This window comes from Streptomyces sp. NBC_01477, assembly GCF_036227245.1.
Lineage (GTDB): Bacteria > Actinomycetota > Actinomycetes > Streptomycetales > Streptomycetaceae > Actinacidiphila.
This window is the reverse complement of record NZ_CP109445.1, coordinates 2,823,832-2,846,190: the sequence shown is the minus strand read 5'-3', so window position 1 is coordinate 2,846,190 and position 22,359 is coordinate 2,823,832. Positions and strand designations below refer to the sequence as shown.

Here is a 22,359-nt window from a genome sequence, read left to right as displayed (position 1 = left end):
TCGACATGACCCGCGAACAGCGTATGACCGAGGTCTTCGTGGAGGTCGCCGACTCCCTGACCGACGACTTCGACCTCATCGACTTCCTCCAGCAGCTCTCGGTGCGCTGCGTGGAACTGCTCGACGTGGCCGCGGTCGGCATCCTGCTGGCCGACGTGCACGACAGCCTGCAGACCATGGCGGCCTCCGACGAGCACACCCGGCTGCTGGAACTCTTCGCCCTGCAACACGACCAGGGCCCCTGCGTGGACTGCTACCACAGCGGCCAGGCGCGTACCGACATCAACCTCACCGACCCCGAAACGACCGCGCGCTGGCCGCAGTTCGCCACCCGCGCCACCGAGACCGGGTTCGTGGCCAGCAATGTGCTCCCGATGCGGCTGCGCGGGCGGGTCATCGGAGCCCTCGCCCTCTTCCAGACCGACCCGGACCCGCTCAGCGCCGAGGACATCACCCTGGCCCAGGCCCTCGCGGACGTGGCCACCATCGCCATACTCCAGCAGCGCACCGTGGACCACGGCCAGGTCGAGCGTGCCCAACTCCAGTACGCCCTGACCAGCCGCATCGTCGTGGAGCAGGCCAAGGGCATCCTCGCCGAACGCTGGCACGTCTCCCTGGACGCCGCCTTCGACGCCTTCCGCGCGTACGCCCGCTCCCACAGCCTCCAACTGGCGCAGCTCTCCCGCGAGATCGCGGCCGGCACCTTCGACACCTCCGAGATCCCGCGCCCCCACCGACCGACGGTCCGCAGCTGACCGCCCGGCGAGCGGCCACGCGAGACGATCGGGCGGGGGCAACGGCGGCTGCCTGGACCGCGGACAGCGGACCGGCGTGCGGGGTACGCCCCTGGGCCCGCCCTGACGCGAAGTCCCCGTCCTTCCGCGAGAGGCCCCAACTCCGCGACCCGAAGGCCCCGTTGACAGGGCAGGGAACACGGTCGTTCACTGACACGTACGGCGTGCGGCTATGACGCTCCGGACCATCCGGGCGACGCGCCCCCGCCCGTTCCGCCCGGACCCCGCGGAACGCAGGGCGCACAGCCCTGCGTATGAGCGGAGGGCCGGACATGTTCCTCTGGATACTCCTTCTCCTGCTGGGCGTTGCCGCATTCGGCCTGGGCATCGAGATCCACGCCCTGTGGATCGCCGCGGCGGTCCTGCTGGCCGCCTGGCTGATCGGCTTCGAACACCACACCCGCCACCCCGCCGCCCGCCCCTTCACCCGTCCCCGCAAGCCCTGACCACCCCCGTACGACCCCGATGCCCCCACCGCCGCCGGCACCCGCCCCCACACCCCGCGGCTCCGGAGGTTCAGCAGAAGTGATCCGCTCCGGACGGCGTGAGTTCCCATCCGCCGAAGAGGCTGATCGCGCTCGCGGTCGCGGGACCGTCGTTGACGTGACCGTCACCCAGCGCCCCGTAGTCCCTGGCGTTGAACGCCGCCGCGGCTGCGGGGGCTGCGGTGGCCCGTGGCAGCGGGCTGCCGGCGTGCGCGGCGCCGTTCGTCAGCCGAGGGTGACGTGGAAGAGCTTCTCGTCGCTGTTGTCGGGGATGCTGTCCTTGTCGCCGTTGTTGGACGTGGTCAGCCACAGCCCGCCGTCGGGGGCGGGTTCTACGGTGCGCAGCCGGCCGTAGGTGCCGTTGAAGTAGATCTGCACATTGGTCAGGTCGCTGCCGCTGATGACCTCCCGATACATCCGGGTGCCGCGCTCGCAGGCGATGTACAGGACATCGCGGACGACGGCGATGCCGGAGCAGGAGCCGTCAGCGGTGGAGTACGTGTGCTTGGGCGCGATGTAGCCGGCGCTGCCGCAGGTGCCGCTGGTGCCCTCGCAGGCCGGCCAGCCGTAGTTGCCGCCCTTGGTGATCAGGTTCGTCTCGTCCATCACCGAGTTGCCGAACTCCTGCTCCCACAGACGTCCTTGGGAGTCGAAGGCCAGACCCTGCGGGTTGCGGTGCCCGTAGCTCCAGACGTAGTTGCCGAAGGGGTTGTCCGAGGGGACTGAGCCGTCGGGGTTGAGGCGCAGGATTTTGCCGTTGAGGCTGTTCTTGTTCTGGGCGTTGTCGCCGTTCTGGGCGTCGCCGGCGGTGGCGTAGAGCTTGCCGTCGGGGCCGAAGCGCAGTCGGCCGCCGTTGTGGAACTTGTTGCGTAGGATGCCGCTGAGCAGGACCTGCTCGCTGCTGAGGGTGAGCTTGTCGTTCTCCAGCTTGATCCGCACGATCCGGTTGTCGGACGGGGAGGTGTGCATGATGTAGAGCCAGTGATCGGTGGCGTAGCCGGCGGAGATCGCCAGACCGAGCAGGCCGCCCTCGCCGTCGGTCTCGTCCACGTTGGGCACGGTGCCCACGGTGGTCTTGGCGCCGGTGGCGGGGTTGAGGTGGATGATGTCGTGCGCGTCGCGCCGGTTGTACAGGATCGTTCCGTCGGGCAGGGTGACCAGGCCCCACGGGATGTCGGTGTCGGTGGTGATCTGCGTGACGGCGCACACCGCGCCGCCGCACGCGGCGCCGGTCTTCAGGCTCACGGTGTTGCTGTGCGCGGAGGCGTTGGCCTGGGCGTCGCGGGCCACCACGTAGTACGCGTAGGTGGTGTTCGCCGTCAGCCCGCTGTCGATGAAGCTGGTGGCCGGCGGGGTCGTGCCGTTGGCGGTGATCGTGCCGGCCTTGGTGCTGCCGCGGTAGACGTCGTAGTACTTCACCGCGATGTTGTCGCTGGAGGCCGACCAGTTCAGGGTGACCGTGGTGCCCGACACCGATCCGGTGAGGTTGCCGGGCGCGGTCGGCGCCTGGGTGTCGACCTGGCACTGCGGCGGCGTGATCGACACCGTGGCGCCGGCCTGTGAGACGTTGCCGGCGGCGTCACGGGCGTTCACGTACAGCCCCCAGGTGACCCCGGGGACCACGGTCAGGCTGGTCGACAGCGTCGTCCCGCTGACCGACTTCATCAACTGGCCGTCGTGGTAGACGTCGTAGAACGCCACCCCGGTGTTGTCGCTGGAGGCGTTCCAGGCGAACGTCACGGAGTCGCACAGCAGGTCGCTGACCCGCGCGTTGCCCGGCACGGTCGGCGCCGAGGTGTCACCCGCGGCGGTGGTCCACTTCTGGTTGCCCCCGCCGTTGCAGGTCCACAGGTCCACCAGCGTGCTGTTCGCGGTCCCCGCGCCCACCACGTCCAGGCACAGCCCGGACTGCACGCCGGTGATGGTGCCGTTGCTGTTGACCTTCCACTTCTGGTTGTCGCCGCCGTTGCACGTCCAGATCTCCAGCGTGGCGCCGGGAGCGGTGGAGGCATGCGCGACGTCCAGGCACTTCGCACTGTCGTAGACCCGCAGCTCACCGGCCGCAGTCAGGGTCCACGCCTGGTTGGCCTGGGAGTTGCAATCGTAGATGTTGATCCCGGCGCCGTCCGTCGTGCTCTGGCCGATCACGTCCAGACACCGGCCCGACGCCGTGCCCGTCACATGCGAACCGGTGGCCGCCAGAGCCGTGGACGCACTGGTCGTCAGCATGGCCACCAGCGCCGCGATCGCGGCGACAGCGGCGACGAGAGCGGTCAGCCATCGACGATGGTGCCGTCTGTGCTGGGTTCTACCGAACACGGATGTCTCCTTGCGGATGATGAGGGTGGAAGTGATGAGGATCTGCTGATCGTCGTCGTCGCCTGCGCGGGAGCGATGCTCACCGTGAGCAGGGCGGCCAGGAGCGCCATGATCCACAAAGGGACACAGCGAACCGTTCCGCGCATGAAGAAGTCCTTCACCCATGGGGGAGCGGCAGGAGAGATGCCCGAGGAGAACGCATCGCATCTGGTGCCGCCGGGAAGACGGTGCACAGTGTGGTCTCGTGTTGCTTTTGAGGTCAACCCTCAGAACAAAGAAGCAACTTCCAACACAACTGCGCATTGGTACGCCGCAGGTTGGAACCCTGGTAGGGAAAACAAGGAGGGACCGGCGGCCGCCGGAACCCGGGGAGTCGCGGACCGCTGACGGCTGTTCGCGTCCTGCGGTGGCGCGGGCTCGCCACCTGGGGCAGCAAGATCGCGCCCCCGCCAGTCGACGTACTACAGCCACCGTGTCGGTCCGGAACTGAATGAATCTGTTCGATCGAGTCCGCTTGGTTGGATGTATTGACACCTGATCGAACACTAGGGCTCAATACGGAACAGTCTGAACCTCCTGACGTGAAGTGAGTCGACTCAAAGGAGAGTCATGTCCAAGCGCGCGCTCGTCGCGACGGTCGCCCTGGCGTCGTCGCTGTTCCTCTCCACCCTGACAGGCTCGACGCCCGCGCAAGCCCAGGACAACGGTGCGTCGCGCACACCGCCGATGGGGTGGAGCAGCTGGAGCTCCGTCAGAAACAACCCGACCGAGGCCAAGATCAAGGCCCAGGCTCAGGCGATGCACGACTCGGGCCTGATGTCCGCGGGTTACAAGTACATCAACCTGGACGACTACTACATCAAGAACCCCGGCACCACCGTCGATCAGTACGGTCGCTGGGTCGTCGACACCGGCAAGTTCCCGGACGGTATGAAGAACCTGGGCGACTTCATCCACGGCCTGGGTGAGAAGTTCGGCATGTACGTGACGCCGGGCATCTCGAAGGCGGCGTACGACCAGAACACCCCGATCGAGGGCACGTCGTACCACGCACGGGACATCGTCTCGAGCACGTCGACCTTCGAGTCGAACTACGGCGGGTTCGGCAACGTCATGTACTTCATCGACTACAACAAGAACCCCACCGCGGCACAGGCGTTCGTGAACTCGTGGGCGAACCTGTTCGCCTCCTACGGGGTCGACTACATCAAGATCGACGGCGTGCACACCAGCGACCAGGACGACGTCATCGCCTGGTCGAAGGCGCTGAACCAGACCGGCCGCACCATCCACCTCGGCCTGTCGAACACCCTGGACATCAACAACATCAAGACCTGGCAGCAGTACTCCAACAGCTGGCGGACGGGAGGTGACATCGAGTGCTACTGCTCGACCCTCACCACCTGGAGCAACGTCGGGCCGCGTTGGGCGAACCTGGCCCAGTGGGGGCAGTACGCCGGTCCGGGTGGCTGGAACGACCCGGACTCGATCGAGGTCGGCAACGGTGACCACAACGGTCTGACCGTGAACGAGCGGCAGAGCGTGATCACTCTGTGGGCGATCACGCGGTCGGTGATGATGCTGGGGAGCGACCTGACCACCCTGGACGCCGGTGACCTCAACATGCTGAAGAACGCCGAGGTGACCAACGTCAACCAGACCGACTCCGTGGTGGCCGGCCAGATCTCGAACACCAACGATCTGCAGGTGTGGGCCACGAAGCAGAAGAACCCGGACGGCAGCTACACGGTGGCGTTGTTCAACCGTTCCGACCGGGCCGGCAACGAGACGGTGACGGCAAACTTCTCCGACCTCGGGTTCAGCGGTTCCGCCACGGTGCGCAACCTCTGGGGCAAGTCGAACGAGACTCTCACCAACTCCGTCAGCCGGAGTCTGGCCCCGCACGAGTCCGCGTTGTTCAAGGTCACCCCGTCCGGCTCCTCGACTCCGGCCGGCGGCAACCTGACCAGTGGACTCTCCGGCCGCTGTGCCGACGACCCGAACAGCACCCTGGTGAACGGCACTCAGCTGGACGTGTGGGACTGCAACGGCGGCGCCAACCAGAAGATCACCTACAGCTCCTCGGCCAAGGCGCTGAAGGTGCTGGGCAAGTGCTTCGACGCCCACGGCGGCGCCACCACCGCCGGTACGCACGTGGAGATCTACGACTGCAACGGCGGCACCAACCAGCAGTGGAACGTCAACTCCGACGGCACGATCACCGGCGTTCAGTCCGGGCTCTGCCTCGACGTCACCGGGGCCACCAACCCCAACGGCGCCGGCCTGGAGTTGTGGAACTGCAACGGAGGCGCCAACCAGAAGTGGACCCTCGGGTCCGGCGTCAAGGTGGCCTGAAGAACCGAGCCGTGACCATCGTTCCTGATCGAACGGGCTGTTCGCACGGACCGACTTCTGGTCCGTGCGATCGCCGGCTCACCGGACAAGTGGGGGTTCCGCCACGCGTCGTGGACACCGCCGTCGGCCGGCGCGATCACTCAGGCTCGTAGAACGGCCGGGGTGGGAGGACGAGCGTGGATGGTTCCCACGTTCACGCATCATCGATCGGCCGGTGAGGCGCCCCGCCCCACCCCGTCCGGCCTCTCACCGAAGACCTCCGCTCGGTCGTCACCGCGAGAAGGATTCGGCGGCCGTTCCGGCAAGTCACGTTCTGTCGACGACGGGTTCGACGATGGCATTTCGACGTCAATAGGCGCTCCGTCGGGGCTCGGTCGGCGGTCGTCGGCCGGGTCCGCCGCCTCACGTCGGCTGTCAGCGGCAAGCATGCCCTGGTCTCCTACCGCGGTCGGCTGGTACGACTGGACCGGGCCCGCCTCCGGTACGCCCCGACCCACTCCTTCGGCTGGTGGGGCGCGTGACGCGGCCGGCCGCGTGAGCCTGCGGCACGGCGGGCAGTTGGGCGGGACAGCGGTCGCCACGCCGGTGACTACCGGCGTGGCAACCGCCTGCCGGGTCAGCTCGCGGGGAGCGCGAACCGCTGGTTGGTGCCGCCGTTGCAGTCCCAGATCTCCAGCTGGGTTCCGTTGGCGGTGGTGGCCGCCGGGACGTCGAGGCACCTGCCAGAGACGGGGTTGACCAGGCTGGAGTTCGGGCCGGCTTTCCAGACCTGGTTGGCGGTGCCGTTGCAGTCCCACTGGTCCACCAGCGTGCCGTTGGCGGTGCCGGCCCCGATCACGTCCAGGCACAGGCCGCTGCCCTGGAGCTGGCCGTCGCGCACGACCCAGTTCTGCGCCGGCGTGGCGTTGCAGTCCCATATTTCGGCCTTGGTGCCGTTCACGTTGGAACCGGCTTTGACGTCCAGGCACTTGCCGGCGAAGCCCGTGGTCACCGGGCCGACGCCGGGGGTGGACCACTGCTGGGCCGCGGTGGTGTTGCAGCCCCACAGCTCCAGCCGGGTGCCGTCGGCAGCCGAACCGCCGGTGACGTCAAGGCACTTGCCGGAGGCGAGGTTGAGGTAACGGCCCTTGTAGGCCTGCCAGATCTGGGCGCCGGTGTTGTTGCAGGTGTAGAGCTGCACTGTCGTGCCGTCGGCGGTGCCGCCGCCGGTCGCGTCCAGGCACTTGCCGAGCGCCCGCAGGCTGCCGTCGGTGTAGACGCTCCAGGACTGCGCCGTCGTGTGGTTGCAGCCGTACAGCTGCACGGCGGTGCCGTCGGCCGTGCCGCTCGCGGCGATGTCGGCGCACTTTCCTGTGATGCCCGAGGTGATCTGGCCGGTGGCGCCGGCCGCGGGTGCTCCGAGGGAGACCGGCGCGGTGATCCAGCCGGCGGCCGATGCCGCCTGCACCCCCTTGTTCCAGGCGTCGCCCATCTTCTGGTAGCCGGCGTCCCCGGGGTGGATGCCGTCGGGACCGATATCGGAGAGGGTGACCGCGCTCATGTCCACGAATCCCACGTGTTTGCCCGCGGTCTGCTTGGACTGGACCACGGAGGCGATGCCCGCGTTGTACTTGGGCGTCGCCGCCTGCACGTCGGGCAGGGCGGACGGGATGAGATTGCCGACCAGGAGGGTCACTCCCGGGTCGTCGGCCAGGATGCGGTCGATGAGCGCGCTGAGCCGGTCCGGCGCGGTGGGCACCTGGTAGTTCTGGACGAGGTCGTTCGTGCCCACCACCAGCGTGACCACGTTCGGCTTGTATGCGGCCAGCGACGCGTCGGTGAGACCGGCGACCTGGTCGATCCGCAGCCCCGGGTGGCCCTCGTTGTCGGGGTCGGCCATCGTCCCGTGGCGTACCGGCCCGACGAAGTCGAGCCGGTACCCCTCACCGGTCAGGTCGTCCCACAGCGGGCCCCGGTAGCCGTTGCCCGCACTGCTGTGGGAGCCGTAGGTGAACGACGCGCCCAGCGGTTCCAGGCGCAGGCTGACCGGTTGGACGGCCGCGGCCCGGACGGCCGATCCGGTGGCGCGGGCGGCGGGCGGAGCAGCGTCGGACACCGCCTGAGCCGGCGATCCCGTGCCCAGGCCCCAGGCCCCGCCCACCATGGTGACCAGCGCCAACGCGGTGGTCACGACAGATCTCTTCATGAACGACCTTCACCTTCCGGTAGTTCTGCTGGACCAGCGCGCCGCCCGCCCTCCGAGGCTGCCGCGCAGGATTCGTCGTGCGGAGTTCGCCGTCGGCGAGGGTGAGGGATGCCGCTCGGCTCCCCGTCGGCCGGGCGGCGATCCGCCGGGGGCTTCCGGCTGGTCACGCGCCGGGCAGTGACCAGATCTGTGCGGCGGTTCCGTTGCAGTCCCACAGCTCGAGTTGCGTGCCGTCGGCGGTGCTGGCGCCGGTGACGTCCAGGCAGCGGCCGGAGGCGGGGTTGACCAGCGCCTTGGTTGTGGGGTTGTACGTCCACTGCTGGTTGGCGCCGCCGTTGCAGTCCCAGATCTCGATCAGGGTGCCGTTGGCGGTGCCGCCTGCGGTGGCGTCCAGGCACCGGGCGTAGATCTGGAGGGTGCCGTCGCCGGGCACGCTGACCTGCTGGGCGCTGCTGCCGTTGCAGGTCCAGGTCTGGATCTTGGTGCCGTTGGTGGTCGAGGCGGCGTTGTCGTCCAGGCACTTGCCGGCGATGCCGGAGGTGGTCTGGCCGGTGCGGGTGCGCGGCAGGTTCCACTGCTGGTTGGTTCCGCCGTTGCAGTCCCAGATCTCCACCTGGGTGCTGTTCGCCGTCGTGCCGCCGGGGAGGTCAAGGCACTTGGCCGAACCGGTGTTGACCAGGGTGTTGCCCTTGGGTATCCACTTCTGGCCGTTGCTCTGGTTGCAGTCCCAGAGCTGGACGAGTGCGCCGTTGGCGGTCGATCCGGCGTTGACGTCGAGGCACTTGCCGGACTGCTGCACGGTGCCGTCGCCTGGGAAGGTCCAGCGCTGGGCGGCGCTGTTGTTGCAGTCGTAGCTCTGGACCTTGGTGCCGTTGGCGGTGCCGCCGGCGGCGGAGTCCAGGCACTTGCCGGCCACGCCCGAGGCGACGGTGCCGGTCGGCCCTGCCACGGTTGCGGGCGGCTGGGCGCCGCCGTTCCCGTTGTAGGAGGGCGGGGCGGAGGAGGCGGCCGTGGCCCAGCTGGTGTTGGCCGCGGTGCCGAGGGTCAGGTTGAGGGTGCCGCCGTTGATGACGGTATTCGCGGGCAGGTAGGCGTTGTTCCAGCTGGCGCCGTTGAGTGTGGCGCTCTGCACGTAGGGGGCGTTGTCGGCGGCGGCCGGGGCGTTGACCAGGAGGTGGCTGCCATTGCCGAGGGTGACGTCGACGGATGTGAACAGCGGGCTGCCCAGGGCGAGGTCGGAGGTGCCGGGGGTCTCGGGGTAGAAGCCCATGGCGGAGAAGACGTACCAGGCGCTCATGGTGCCCAGGTCGTCGTTGCCGACGCTCCAGTTCGCGGGGTTGTTCGGCCAGAGCTGGTCCTGGACCTGGCGGACGATCTTCTGGGTCTTCCAGGGCTGGCCGATGTAGTCGTACTCCCAGGGCAGTTCGATGGACGGCTCGTTGCCGAGGTCGGCGTGCGTGCCTCCGGAACCGTGGAAGTCGGAGAGGACGCTGTCGAGGTAGCCGGCCATCTTGGCGTTGCCGCCCATGGCGTCGGCCAGGCCGCGGATGTTGTGCGGCACCGCACCGGTGTACTGCCAGGAGGTGCCCTCGACGAACTGGTCGCTGCTGGCGGGGTCGAAACCACCGCGCCACGTGCCGTTCTGCAGCTTGGGCTGCATGAAACCGGTGACGGTGTTGAAGACGTTGCGCCAGTCCTGGGCGCGGTTGGCGAACTGCGACTGCGTGGTGGTGTCGCCGAGCGCACCGGCGAACGCGGAGACGGCGAAGTCCTGCGCGCCGTATTCCAACGTTGTGGCCACCGAACCGTAGAAGCCGTACGGGTAGGTGCCGTCGGACGGCAGGTAGCCGTAGTTCGACAGGTACTTCTCGCCCAGGCGGATGCCGTTGTCGGTGCTGGCCTCCTTGACCATGGCCGCCTTGGCGGCGGCGGTGTCGAAGTTCCGGGCGCCGAAGGCGTAGTAGTCGGCGATGATCGCCGGCCCCGGGTCGCCGTTCATGACGTTGGTCTCGCCGGAGTTGAGCGTCCACTTGGGCAACTGGCCGCTCTGCGCGTACTCGTTGACCATCGACTGCGCGCTGTCGCCGGCCTGCTGCGGGGCGACCAGCGCCTCCAGTTGCGCCTGGCTGCGGTAGATGTCCCAGCCGGAGTAGGTGCCGTACTGCGCCTTCTGGCCACCGGTGACGGTGTGCACCTGGCGGTCGAACCCGACGTAGCGGCCGTCGGAGTCGCTCAGCAGATTCGGGTGCAGCAGCGCGTGGTACAGCGAGGTGTAGAACACCTTCTGCTGGTCCGAGGTGCCGCCGCTGACCGCGATCTTGCCCAGCACGTTGTTCCACGCGTTGTGCGCGGCGGTGCGGGTGCCGTTGAAGTCCCAGTTCGGGTTCTCCGACTGGCGGTTGGCGGTCGCGCCTGCGATCGAGACGTACGACAGGCCCACCTTGGCCTGCACCGTCCGGTTGCTCGTGGTGTTGAAGGTGACCGAGTCACCGCCGTTGAAGGTGCCGCTGCCCGTCATCGGCTGGTCGAAGACCATGTCGAAGTACGCGGTGTACGGGACGCCCGACGCGCAGAACCGGCCGGTGTCCACCGAACCGCTGACCTCGGTACTGCTCACCTTGTTGAAGTGCAGGTTCCCGGCGCCGTCCGCGTTCAGCTTGAACAGCAGGTTCGCCTGGGTGGTGGAGGGGAACGTGAACCGGGCCATGCCGGAGCGGGCCGTGGTGGTCAGCTCGGTGTTGACGCCGTTGTTGAGGTTCACCTGATACGCGCCCGCGCTGGCGCTCTCGTTGCTGTGGCTGAAGCCGACGGTCGCCCCGCCGTCAACGTTTCCGGTGGTCGGCAGGACGGGGATGTCGCCCATCGCGCCGCAGCCGGGACCGGAGAGATGGTTCAGACTGAAGCCTGTGACAACGTTGTCGGAGTATGCGTAGTCACCGCCAGGGGGCCGCGAGGGCGTGTCGGGACTCCACTGGACCATGCCGAACGGGGTGTCGGCGCCGGGGAAGGTGTTGCCCTCGTTCGACGTCCCCAGCAGGGGGTTGACGAGGGAAGCGGGGTCGGCCACTGCGGCAGGTGCTGCCGCGTGCGCCGAAGTGGCGGGCACGGCGAGCCCCATGATCAGCAGACAGGTCGTGAGGGGAATGCGCCATCGTCTCATCGTTGCGGCTCCAGGATCGGACAGTGAACTGTCACCGGACCGGTGGGGGTACGCCAGAGGTGAAGTGCGCACAGCAAAAGACAGACGCTGAACACCTGTCAACACATTCGACCGAACTTGCGATCAGAACTCAACAGAGATCGGAGCGCTGACGGGCTGCGCAGATGAAACAGCCGCAGCCACACAGTGCCGTGGGTGGCCCGGGGGTGCGCGAGGTCCAGTGGCCCCACTTCGTTCCCGCTTCGCACTGGCTGTCGAGTTGCTCGCGGGTGACGCGCGGGCCGAACGGCAGCTGGCGCGCGCTGCCCTTCATCCCATTTGTGATCCGAGCCGCCGACGCGGGAGGACTGTCAGGCGCAAGCGGAAAGCGGCGCCGGCGGCCAAGTCATCCGACCATGTGTCAAGGGCATTGACGCACTTGTAACCTCTGGCTAACTTCGGGGAGCGCTCTCCAAGAGTCGCCAGTCTGCGCCCCTACCCACAACGCCCCAGGTCCAACGGGAGTTTCCCGATGATCACCGGTTCCTTCTGGCTACTGGATGACAACGATGTCGTCCTGCTCTTCGACACGCGCCGTAGTGATGCCGCGCCGCTGGGCGTGGCGCCCGTCTCTCAGCGCGCGTGGCATGTGCGACTGCGACAGCGGCCCTGGATGAGCGCCTGAGGGTCCACGTCGCCTTCGCTCGGCTGCCAGGTTTCCCACTCCTTCGGCACCGGATGTCGGCACCGGATGTCCGACCGTGTCCGAACCGCGGGCGTCCGTGCAGCCCGTGCTTGTCCCGTTCCGCCCCCCACCGGAGGTACGCAGATGCATGCCGTGAGACGACGGCGCACCACCGTCCTGGCCGCCATGGCCCTGTTGCTCGGCTCCGCTGGGGTGATCTCAACGGTCGGGACGCCTGCCGCGGCGGCTGCGGGTGCCGCGGTGCCGGCTGCCTGCCCGTGGGTGCATTCCACCGCTCCTGTTCCCCAGCGGGTCAGTCAGGTGCTGGCCAGGATGACCGTCGCGCAGAAGGTGCAGCTCGCCACGGGCGCGGGAGGTTCCCGGTATGCGGGGCTCACGCCGGCCATCGGGGCCTTGTGCATCCCCGCGATGAATCTCCAGGACGGCCCGGCCGGGGTGGGCGACGGCTTCACCGGGGTGACCCAGCTGCCGGCCCCGGTCGCGCTCGCCTCGACCTGGGACACCGCGGCCGAGCAGCAGTACGGTGCGCTGATCGGCGCCGAGCAGGGCGCCAAGGGCACCACGATCGATCTGGGACCCACCATCAACATCGACCGCGACCCGCGGTGGGGCCGTGCCTTCGAGACCGTCGGCGAGGACCCTTACCTCAACGGGCAGATGGGCGCGGCCGACATCCGCGGCGTGCAGTCCACCGGCGTGCTGGCACAGGTCAAGCATCTGGCCGTCTACAACCAGGAGACCAACCGCAACACGCCGTCTGACAACGTTGCCGTCAGTACGAAGGCGCTGCAGGAGATCTATCTGCCCGCCTTCCAGGACGCGGTGCAGCAGGGCGCGGCGTCCTCGGTGATGTGCTCCTACAGCACGGTCAACGGGACGGGCGCCTGCCAGAACCCGACGCTGATGACCAGTGCGCTGCGGCAGCAGTTCGGCTTCCAGGGCTTCGTCACCTCCGACTGGTGGGGCAACCAGTCCACCGCGCCCTCGGCGAACGCCGGGCTGGACCAGGACATGCCCGGCGGCGACGACTCCCACTACGGCAACGCGCTGATCAGCGCCGTCAACGCCGGCCAGGTCAGCCAGACCACGCTCAACACCATGGCGTCCCGGATCCTGACCGAGATGTTCGCCTTCGGCCTGTTCGACAAGGCGCCCACCGGCTCGCCCGCGCAGACCGCGACAAGCACGGCGAACCAGAGCGCGTCGACCAAGCTGGCGGCCCAGGGCACCGTCCTGCTGAAGAACAGCGGCAACGTGCTGCCGTTCACCTCCGCCACGAAGTCCGTCGCCGTGATCGGCGCGGCGGCCTCGACCAGCGTGCAGAGCGGGGGCGGCGGCAGCGCGTCGGTCACCTCCAGCGGCACGGTCACCCCGCTGCAGGGCATCCAGGCCAGGGCCGGCAGCGGTGTGACCGTGACCTACGACAACGGCTCCAGCACCTCTTCGGCGGCCAGTGCCGCCTCCGCGGCGAATGCCGCGGTCGTGTTCGTCAGCAACTTCGAGGCCGAGGGCAGCGACCTGAGCAGCATCGACCTGTCCAGTGCCCAGAACAATCTGGTCTCGGCGGTCGCCGCCGCCAACCCCAACACGGTCGTGGTACTCAACACCGGCTCCGCGGTGACGATGCCGTGGGTGAACTCGGTCAAGGGCGTCCTGGAGGCCTGGTATCCCGGGCAGGGCTACGGAACGGCCATCGCCTCCCTGCTGTTCGGTGACACCAACCCGTCCGGGCACCTGCCCGTCACCTTCCCCGTCTCGCTGTCCCAGGTACCCGCGAACACCACCGCGCAGTGGCCCGGCACCAACGGCACCGCCCAGTACAGCGAAGGGGTGAACGTCGGCTACCGCTGGTACGACGCCAATCACCTCACCCCGCTCTTCCCCTTCGGCCACGGCCTGTCCTACACCACGTTCTCCTACAGCAACCTGCACGTCGGCACCCTGGCCGCGGGCGGCGCCGCAACGGTCACCGCGACCGTGACCAACACCGGCTCCCGGGCCGGCTCCGACGTCGCACAGCTCTACGTCACCCAGCCGGCCGGCAACGGTGAACCGCCCAAGCAGCTCCAGGGCTTCACCCGCGTCACCCTCCAGCCCGGAGCCAGCCAGACCGTCACCTTCCCGCTGACCCAGCGCAGCCTGTCGTACTGGAACACCTCCTCCAACGCCTGGGCCACCAGCACCGGCACCTACACCGTCTCCGTCGGCGACTCCGCTGCCGGCCTGCCGCTCACCGGCACTCTGAACGTCACCGCCGCCCAGCTCGGCACCCCGCTCACCGTCACCAATCCCGGCGCACAGGAGGGACTGGCCGGCACGGCCGTCTCGCTCCAGGTGGCCACGCACGACACCACCGCCGGACAGACCCCCGCCTTCACCGCCACCGGACTGCCGCCCGGCACGTCGGTCTCCGGCTCGGGCAGGATCACCGGCACCCCGACACAGGCCGGCACCTACACGGTCGACGTGACCGCCCGCGACGGCGCCGGAGCACAGGCCACCACCACGTTCCTGTGGACGGTGGTCCCCGCCGACGCCGCCCCCGCCAACCCCCTGGTCGGCTACCAGGGACGATGCCTGGACCTGCCGGGCGCCGCCAACACCGACGGCACCCCTGCCGCGATCTACACGTGCAACGGCACCACCGGCCAGCAGTGGGCCGAGGCACCCGACGGCACGGTGCGGGCCGAAGGCAGGTGCCTGGACGTGAACGCGGCCGGCACCGCCAACGGCACCAAGGTCCAGCTCTGGACCTGCAACAGCAGCGCGGCCCAGCAATGGCAGCACCAGGCCGACGGATCGCTCCGCAACCCCGCCTCCGGCCGGTGCCTGGACGACCCCGGCAACTCCACCACCAACGGCACCCAGATGACCATCTGGGACTGCAACGGCGGCGCCAACCAGAAGTGGACCAACCCGGCAGGCACCACCGGCGGCGGCACCGGCCCGATCACCGGCCTCGCCGGCAAATGCGTCGACGTGCCCGCCGCCAACAACGCCAACGGCACCGCCGTCCAGCTGTACACGTACAACGGCAGCAGCGCACAGCAGTGGACCGTGAGCACGGACGGCACCCTGCGGGCGCTCGGCAAGTGCCTGGACGTCAACGCGGCCGGCACCGCCAACGGCACCAAAGTCCAGCTCTACGACTGCAACGGCAGCGGCGCCCAGACCTGGACCCGCAACGGCACCGCACTGGTCAACGCCGGCTCCCACCGCTGCCTGGACGCCACCGGCGGCAACTCCGCAGACGGCACGCTGCTGGAGATCTGGGACTGCAACAACGGCACCAACCAGCAATGGAACCTCCCCGGCTGACGCGCTGCCCGAAACACCGGCGGCCGGCCGGACCCCGGCCGCCGGCGCCGGGCAAGGCCCAACGCCGCCGATGTCGGTGCCACCCGGCCGCCGCCGCCTCCCCACCCCCACAGGCCCCGGCGGACGGCACACCTCCACCCCCCACGAAGTGGAAGTCGACATGAACGTGAACGCGATGAAGAGATGGCTGATCCGGTCGGTGGTCCCGCTCCTGGGCCTGCTGCTGGTGGTGGCCCCGAACACCGTCGGCGGCGCCCGGGCGGCGTCGACGCCGGCGTCCAGCAGCATCGCCGTCCTGATGAAGTCCTACGACGCGAACAGCGGCCGGATCGACGCGGGCGGCTGGTGGACCTCGGCGGTGTCGCTGAGCACCGTGATGACCTACGAGCAGACCACCGGCGACCGGCAGTACGACTACGCCATTACCGGCGCGTACGCCAAGAACAGCAACTTCACCAACGACTACATCGACGACACCGGCTGGTGGGCGCTGGTCTGGCTCCAGGCCTACGACCTCACCGGCAACACGAACTACCTGAACATGGCCAGGACCACCACCAACTACATGCACACCTACTGGGACAGTGCCTGCGGTGGCGGCGTCTACTGGAGCACCGCCAAGCAGTACAAGGCCTCGATCGCCAACGAGCTCTTCCTCGCCGCCACGGCCGGCCTGCACAACCGCATCGCGGGTGACACCACCTACGGCGGCTGGGCCGCCTCCGAGTGGAACTGGTTCAAGAACTCGGGCCTGATCAAGGGCAACCTGGTCCAGGACGGGCTCAACGTCTCCGGCTGCACCTTCAGCACCGCGAACTACACCTACAACCAGGGTGTCGTCCTCCAGGGCCTCATCGAGCAGTCCCGCGCCACCGGCGACACCTCTCTGCTGACCACGGCCGAGTCGATCGCCGGCGCGGCGACCGCGCACTTCAACAAGAACGGCGTGCTCTACGAGGGCTGCGAGCCCGACTGCACCGGTGACGGCCAGGCGTTCAAGGGCATCTTCGCCCGCTACCTGCGAGCTCTGGCCACCGCGGCGAAGACCGCCCAGTACGACTCCTTCCTCACCACCACAGCCAACTCGATCATCACCAACGACACCAACGGCTCCGGCCAGCAGGGCAACTCCTTCGTCGGGCCGTTCGCCCAGTGGACCCCCACCAGCCAGGCCGGCGCCGCAGCCGCGCTCGTCGCCGCACAGGGAAACAGCGCGGTGTCCAGCACCGGCGTCCTGCGCGGGCAGGAGTCCTCACGGTGCGTGGACGTCCCCACCGCCACCCAGACCAGCGGGACACAGGTCGCACTGTGGGACTGCAACGGCGGAGCCAACCAGTCCTGGACGGCCAGCTCCTCGGGCCAACTGACCGTCTACGGCACCAAGCGCCTCGACGTCCGCTCGGCCGGCACCGCCGACGGCACCCCGGTGCAGATCTACGACTGCAACGGCACCGGCGCCCAGCAGTGGTCCCTGCACCCGGACGGCACCGTGGTCAACACCGCCTCAGGCAAGTGCCTGGACGCCACCGGCCACGGCACCACCAACGGCACCCTCATGGAGATCTGGACCTGCAACGCCGGCGCCAACCAGAAATGGACCAGGACCTGACGCGCCGCTGACGTTCCCACCAACGCCGCACCGGCGTACGCCCCACCAGGCTCACCGGCCCGCAATGAGCCTGGTGGAGCAGCAGCCGCTCCGGTGCACTCGTGGCAGCCAGCCCGGCCATGGCTGTGCCGCGCTGCCCCGCTCGACGGCCCCCTCTTCCAATCCTGTCGGCCGACACCTGCTGAAAGCGGGGCCAGCCAACCCCCAGCACCTCGTGCCGTGGCCCAGACCGACAACATTCTCAACGGAGAGACGCAAATGATCAGACGTCACCATCCACAACCACACCCGCGGCTGGACGTCAGCAAAGCCGAACAGCACAGCGGCCGCACGCAGGCGTCCGGCGTCCCGCGGCGGCGTCCACGTCTGCTGGTCGCCGTGGGCGCGCTGGCCCTGACCGCGGCCGCCGTCACCGGGACGGGAACGGCGGCCGCTCCCGCGGCAGCGGCCACTGGCGTCGCCCGTCCGACGCTGGCCTTCGCCAACGCGAGCACGCAGGCGACGTTGGGCGCGGCCTATACCAAGGCGCTGACGAATCTGCTGGACACCAACACCGTGTCGTACGACCCGGCGGTGTACAACTCGTCCGGGCTGATGACGAACAACCCGCAGCAGTTCATCCGGGCCGGCGGCGGTTACGCGCAGCCGTGGACGCGGGACGCGGCGGTCAACTCCTGGAACGCGGCGAGCCTGCTGGAGCCCAGGCAGGCCGCGAACACCCTGTGGTCGGCGGTGGTCAAGCAGTCCAACGGGCAGCTGATCGTCCAGCAGGACAACGAGCAGTGGGACCAGGTCGTGTGGGCGGTCGGCGCCTGGAACCACTACCTGGTCACCGGGGACCAGGGCTTCCTGACCAACGCCTACCAGGCGGCCACCAACACCCTGAGCACACGCAGGAGCGCGAACTACAACTCCTCGTACGGCCTGTTCCAGGGCCCGGCGTTCTTCAACGACGGCATCGCCGGCTACCCGGCCCCGCCGGCCGACGCCACCGAGAGCCACGGCGGCTACGTCGGCGACTACTCGGCGACGTCCACGATGATGACGCTGAGCACCAACGCGGTGTACTACCAGGCCTACCGCAGCGCCGCCCTGATGGCGACGGCCCTGGGCAGGCCCGCCACCGAGGTCAACGCGCTGAACTCGCAGGCCGACAGCCTCAAGACCGCGATCAACCAGCGGCTGTGGAACCCGGCCAAGGGCCTGTACGGGTACTTCGTCCACGGCAACGACAGCCTGTCAGGGCAGCTCGACCAGACCGAGGAGGGCACCGGCCTGTCCTTCGCCGTCCTCTTCGGCATCGCCGACGCCGGCCGGGCGCAGTCGATCCTGGCCAACGCGCACCTCCAGCCGTACGGCATCGTCGACACGTACCCGAACTACGCCCGCTACAGCGACACCAGGCCCGGCCGGCACAACGTCGTCGTCTGGCCGATGGTCCAGGGCTACTGGGCCGACGCCGCCGCGCAGTCCGGGAACCAGCCGCGGTTCGCCAACGAGGTGCAGCAACTGGCGGGACTCGCCAACAACAGCGGGCAGTTCGCCGAGATCTACAACGCCCAGACCGGCGCGGTCGACGGCGGCTGGCAGACCGGCGGCCACTGGGGCGCCGCCCCCGACCAGACCTGGTCGGCCACCGCCTACCTGCGCATGATCGACAACGACCTGTTCGGCATCACCTTCGGCACCGGCGGCATCACCTTCACGCCCACGCTGCCCGCCGGCTGGGGCGACGCGACGCTCAACGGGGTCACCTACCGGGGCGCGACACTCAACATCGCGCTGCACGGCTCCGGCAACGTCATCAGCTCCTTCAAGCTCGACGGCACGACGACGTCCACGCACTCCGTGCCCACGTCGCTGACCGGCACGCACACCGTGGACATCACCCTCACCGGCGGCCAGCCCACCCCGGCCACCGGCACCATCCTGTCCGGCGTCAACAGCAACAAGTGCGTCGACGACAACGCCGGCTCCGGCGCGAACGGCACGCATGTCCAGATGTGGGACTGCAACAGCACCCCCGCCCAGACCTGGACCCGCCAGACCGACGGCACGATCCGGATCAACGGCGCCTGCCTGGACGTCACCGGCGCCAGCACCGCCGACGGCACCCCGGTGCAGCTGTACACCTGCAACGGCACCGGCGCCCAGCGCTGGACCGTCTCGAACGGCACCCTGGTCAACCCCGCCTCCGGCAAGTGCCTGGACGACCCCGGCGGCAACACAGCCAACGGCACGCAGCTGGAGATCTGGACCTGCAACAACGGCAACAACCAGCACTGGGCGATCCCCTGAACCAGACGCATCCCGCGCCGGCTGCCCGCAGCCGGCGCGGGAAACGATCAGTCAGGCCCGGCTCGACCCGCGTCTGACGGGTCCCCCGGACAACCCTTTGCGGTGGGCGCCGGTCTTACCGTGCGTCCGTCTTCAGCGGGTCGGCCTCCGCCCGACGCGTACCGATGACTTACCGGAAAGGGCGCTGCCATGGAATTCGACGCCGGCCACTGCCTGGACGTTCCTGAGGGTTTCGACGACTCGGATGCCGAGAATCAGGTGCATCCCGTGGCCAGCAGGTTCTTCACCGCCACCACCGCCGCGGAAGTCTTCAAGAGGGCCCACGAGTGGGTGGCGGAACAGAAGATCTTCCTGGTGGACGTCTCCTGGGACTTCCTGCACGACGAGGATGAGCCCTACTCGCTGCGCATCTATTTCACCTTTGAGTTCGACCCCGAAGACGACTGACGGGCCCACGGTGGCGGCTGGGGGCTCGGAAAGGGATCGCTGCTGGTCAAACGGCATAACGATAGTCGTTGATGATGCCGTCGAGGACGTGGGTGCGTAGGAGCTCGCGGGTGTCGAAGTCGTGCACCTCACCGCAGCCACATGGTCACACTTCCCAGAGGGTGACGGCCCAGGTTGCGTACCGGGCGTTACTCAGGACCAGGACGTGATCGGCGCTGCTGAGGTCGCCTTCGGCCGGCAGGCGGTGGAGGTTCAGGATGACGTCGATCGGTCCCAGGTGGCCGACTTCGGCCAGGTGCTTGCCACAGACCGGGTGAATGGGCAGGCCGAGGGCCTGCTCGTAGAACTGGTAGGCGCTCGCCGTGACGTTCGGCATCAGCGTGGCGGCGATGTCGTCCTTGGTAAGGCCGGCATCGGACAGCGTCTCGTCCACGAGTGCACTCATGCGGGTTCGGCTCTGCGTCGCCAACTCGAAGTAGCCGCCCTTCAGCGCATTCTCCTCGCTCCACTCCTGCCCGGGTGCGCGCTTGTGGTCGACGCGATACAGATCGTTGAAAATGCCGTCGGCCTGCATCCGGTGGGCTTTGAGAACCGGCCGGCCCCCGCGCGCGATCGTCATCGCGAACGCCCCGTCACCGACGACGGCGACCGGGTACCGCACCCGGTCGCCATCGGCCGGCCTGCTGCCGTAAGCCAGCAGGACGCTGTGCCGAGCGGGGTCCGCCAGAAGCAGATCACGCGCCAGGGCCGCGGCTACGGACGCTCCCGCGCAGCCCAGCCCGCCCACGGTGAAAGGGAAGGCCGACGTCAGGCCCACCCGGTTGTGGATGCGATGTGCGTCCGAGCCGGGGAGCGCCTCCGCCGGCCGGGACGCGATCTGGATCATCAGGTCCGGTTCGCCCGGGTGCGCGGCCAGTAGCTCCCGGCAAGCACGAACGGCCAGGTCGCATGCGCTGTCGTCTGTTGAGACGCTCACCGTGCGGACGCCGGAGATATCGGCGGAGCCGGGCTCCACATCCTGCTGGCCGGCGAATTCCGGCAGGTCGGTAACTGACACGCGGTCTTGTGGGAGTAGGCAGTGGATGGCGCCGATTCCGATACTCATCAGGCTCCCTCGATCGCGTGAGCCGCCAGTATGAGCTGGCAGATCTCATTGCTTCCCTCGACGCGGTGTCTGTGATCGTGGACCGCCCGCCGCCGGGGTGTCCCGCGGAGGGACACCTCGGCGGCAGCGTGTCAGTACCGCCGCGCCGGTCCTGCTGCGGCTGGAGCGCCGGCCGCCCTCCGCGGTGCCTGGTTGGGCGATCCCTGCCGAGCGGCAGCGGCCCGTGCGAGCGGCCTGTCCGGGGTGGCGCTGCGCACGGACACACCCGAGTGGCGGGTCGTCCCGCGGGTCTGTCTCAGCTGTCGTAGTCGCACTGCCCGCGCTTGGCGGAATGGGCGCTGAAGCCGAAGTCGTTCACCGTCTCGCCGCGGTTGACCTCGCGCATCTGTCCCTGGTTGTCGTAGAACGGCCGCTCGTAGAAACACCAGGTGTCGAAGTCCTGGTTCCTCGCGCTCTGCGTGGGCGGTGCGATCGCGGGCTCGTCGTCGAAGAGGATCCGCAGGTCACCCCCGAAGCCCGGCTCCGTCCAGGTGCACACTCCGACGACCAGCGGGCAGACCGGCTCTGCGGCATGCGCTGCGGCTGCCGGCAGGACGGCCGTACCGAGGCCCACCACGGCCACTGCGGAGAACATCCCCATCTTCTGCATGAAGCGCTTCATTTGCTTGCCTTTCAGCTCGGCGGCCTCTGTTCGGCCTTTGGTCAGTAACTTCCTCGGGATCAATCCGGCAAACTCCACCCAGGAAAAGAGGAATAGTCAGAAAGCGGTAAAGGGATAACAAATGATTATTTCGCGCCATGATTTCCTGGCCGGGTGGCGGTGGTGCGGGTGCACCAGGTTGTCCAGCGGGCTGTCCGCGACACCCTCGACCCCGCCCGGCGCGACTGGACCGCGCGGCCAGCGGCCGACGCCCTGACCGCGGTGTGGCCTGGCATCGAGCGCGATACCGCACTGGCTGCGGCCTCGGCCGCATCCCCCGCCTCACCCCGCCAGAAGGCGAGGTTGCCGCGGGCGTGAAGGGTGTCGGGGTGGTCGGGGCCGAGATGGCGGCAGGTGGTCGCGGCCAACCGCTGGAAGTGGCTGACAGCGGCGGTGACCTGGCCGGACTCGCCCAGGCTTCTGCCCGCCAGGAACAGCACCAGGTGGGCATCAGGCTGGCGGAGGACGGTTTCAGTGCTGGCGGTCAGGGCGATGGTGCAGGCGCGCAGCGCTTGGGCGGCGTTCGCGGATCTGCTGCCCGACATGGCGTGGGGGCTGGGCCCTGACCACCCCGACACCCTCACCACCCGCAACAATCTCGCCTTCTGGCGTGGGCGGTGTGGTAAGACTCCGGGGCGGCCGGAATGACGGTGCGGGCCCTGCCGTGTCCGCGACGGGATCTGCACGCCGCCTTCCCGCCGGGGAGCGGTCACCGTGTTCCGGCAGCAATTGCAGGTCAATGGGTCGGCTGGTGGGTGTCCTGCTGGTCAGTCCCGCGGCCCGAGCCCGGCGAGCAGGCAGCGGTCGTCGGCGCCGGCCAGGCCAGTCCGCTGAAGACGATCACGTAGTCCACACAGGGGCACAGCAGGACCAGCAGGAGCGGCGGTCGAAAGACCACC

The 22,359-nt window shown here is 68.7% G+C and carries 15 protein-coding genes; 8 read left to right on the top strand and 7 right to left on the bottom strand.

Annotated elements, in window-relative coordinates:
• The first annotated feature begins 5 nt into the window (after positions 1 to 5).
• Entirely contained in the window at positions 6 to 755 is a 750-nt protein-coding gene (locus OHA86_RS11410; protein ID WP_329174678.1) for a GAF and ANTAR domain-containing protein, read from the top strand.
• Positions 756 to 1,066: 311 nt separating this feature from the next.
• Positions 1,067 to 1,240, top strand: coding sequence for a hydrophobic protein (locus OHA86_RS11405; protein ID WP_329174676.1), 174 nt, complete (start codon positions 1,067 to 1,069; stop codon positions 1,238 to 1,240).
• Positions 1,241 to 1,504: 264 nt separating this feature from the next.
• On the opposite strand, the gene OHA86_RS11400 is transcribed toward OHA86_RS11405, so the two are convergent.
• The gene (locus OHA86_RS11400) at positions 1,505 to 3,598 is read right to left on the bottom strand and encodes a PQQ-dependent sugar dehydrogenase (protein ID WP_329174674.1); all 2,094 of its coding nucleotides are present in this window, start codon (positions 3,596 to 3,598) and stop codon (positions 1,505 to 1,507) included.
• Between the two features lie 609 nt (positions 3,599 to 4,207).
• On the opposite strand from OHA86_RS11400, the gene OHA86_RS11395 reads away from it, so the two are divergent.
• Positions 4,208 to 5,953, top strand: coding sequence for a glycoside hydrolase family 27 protein (locus OHA86_RS11395; protein ID WP_329174673.1), 1,746 nt, complete (start codon positions 4,208 to 4,210; stop codon positions 5,951 to 5,953).
• 616 nt (positions 5,954 to 6,569) lie between these two features.
• On the opposite strand, the gene OHA86_RS11390 is transcribed toward OHA86_RS11395, so the two are convergent.
• Both OHA86_RS11390 and OHA86_RS11385 read right to left on the bottom strand, forming a co-directional pair.
• Entirely contained in the window at positions 6,570 to 8,138 is a 1,569-nt protein-coding gene (locus tag OHA86_RS11390) for a ricin-type beta-trefoil lectin domain protein (protein WP_329174672.1), read from the bottom strand.
• A gap of 163 nt (positions 8,139 to 8,301) precedes the next feature.
• Entirely contained in the window at positions 8,302 to 11,298 is a 2,997-nt protein-coding gene (locus tag OHA86_RS11385; RefSeq protein ID WP_329174670.1) for a lectin, read from the bottom strand.
• Between the two features lie 511 nt (positions 11,299 to 11,809).
• Here OHA86_RS11385 and OHA86_RS11380 point away from each other — a divergent pair.
• From OHA86_RS11380 to OHA86_RS11360, 5 genes are all read left to right on the top strand, one after another.
• Positions 11,810 to 11,962, top strand: a complete 153-nt coding sequence (locus OHA86_RS11380; protein WP_329174668.1) for a hypothetical protein — start codon at positions 11,810 to 11,812, stop codon at positions 11,960 to 11,962.
• A 333-nt stretch (positions 11,963 to 12,295) separates the two neighbouring features.
• Positions 12,296 to 15,301 (top strand): glycoside hydrolase family 3 C-terminal domain-containing protein, encoded by a 3,006-nt coding sequence (locus tag OHA86_RS11375; RefSeq protein WP_329174666.1) that lies wholly within the window; start codon positions 12,296 to 12,298, stop codon positions 15,299 to 15,301.
• Between the two features lie 175 nt (positions 15,302 to 15,476).
• Positions 15,477 to 16,910 carry a glycoside hydrolase family 76 protein gene (locus OHA86_RS11370; RefSeq protein WP_329174664.1) on the top strand — a complete coding sequence of 478 codons (1,434 nt, stop codon included), beginning with the start codon at positions 15,477 to 15,479 and terminating at the stop codon, positions 16,908 to 16,910.
• A 258-nt stretch (positions 16,911 to 17,168) separates the two neighbouring features.
• Positions 17,169 to 19,208: a ricin-type beta-trefoil lectin domain protein gene (locus OHA86_RS11365; RefSeq protein ID WP_329174662.1), complete on the top strand. Its 2,040-nt coding sequence runs from the start codon at positions 17,169 to 17,171 to the stop codon at positions 19,206 to 19,208.
• 189 nt (positions 19,209 to 19,397) lie between these two features.
• Positions 19,398 to 19,655 carry a hypothetical protein gene (locus tag OHA86_RS11360; protein ID WP_329174660.1) on the top strand — a complete coding sequence of 86 codons (258 nt, stop codon included), beginning with the start codon at positions 19,398 to 19,400 and terminating at the stop codon, positions 19,653 to 19,655.
• A 145-nt stretch (positions 19,656 to 19,800) separates the two neighbouring features.
• Here the strand turns inward: OHA86_RS11360 and OHA86_RS11355 are convergent, their stop codons facing one another.
• The 4 genes from OHA86_RS11355 to OHA86_RS11340 all read right to left on the bottom strand — a co-directional run bounded on the left by OHA86_RS11355 (position 19,801) and on the right by OHA86_RS11340 (position 22,358).
• Positions 19,801 to 20,760 (bottom strand): 3-oxoacyl-[acyl-carrier-protein] synthase III C-terminal domain-containing protein, encoded by a 960-nt coding sequence (locus tag OHA86_RS11355; protein ID WP_329174659.1) that lies wholly within the window; start codon positions 20,758 to 20,760, stop codon positions 19,801 to 19,803.
• A gap of 295 nt (positions 20,761 to 21,055) precedes the next feature.
• The gene (locus OHA86_RS11350) at positions 21,056 to 21,421 is read right to left on the bottom strand and encodes a hypothetical protein (RefSeq protein WP_329174657.1); all 366 of its coding nucleotides are present in this window, start codon (positions 21,419 to 21,421) and stop codon (positions 21,056 to 21,058) included.
• Between the two features lie 125 nt (positions 21,422 to 21,546).
• The gene (locus tag OHA86_RS11345; RefSeq protein ID WP_329182691.1) at positions 21,547 to 22,005 is read right to left on the bottom strand and encodes a tetratricopeptide repeat protein; all 459 of its coding nucleotides are present in this window, start codon (positions 22,003 to 22,005) and stop codon (positions 21,547 to 21,549) included.
• Between the two features lie 191 nt (positions 22,006 to 22,196).
• Positions 22,197 to 22,358, bottom strand: a complete 162-nt coding sequence (locus tag OHA86_RS11340; protein ID WP_329182690.1) for a hypothetical protein — start codon at positions 22,356 to 22,358, stop codon at positions 22,197 to 22,199.
• Position 22,359 lies beyond the last annotated feature (1 nt).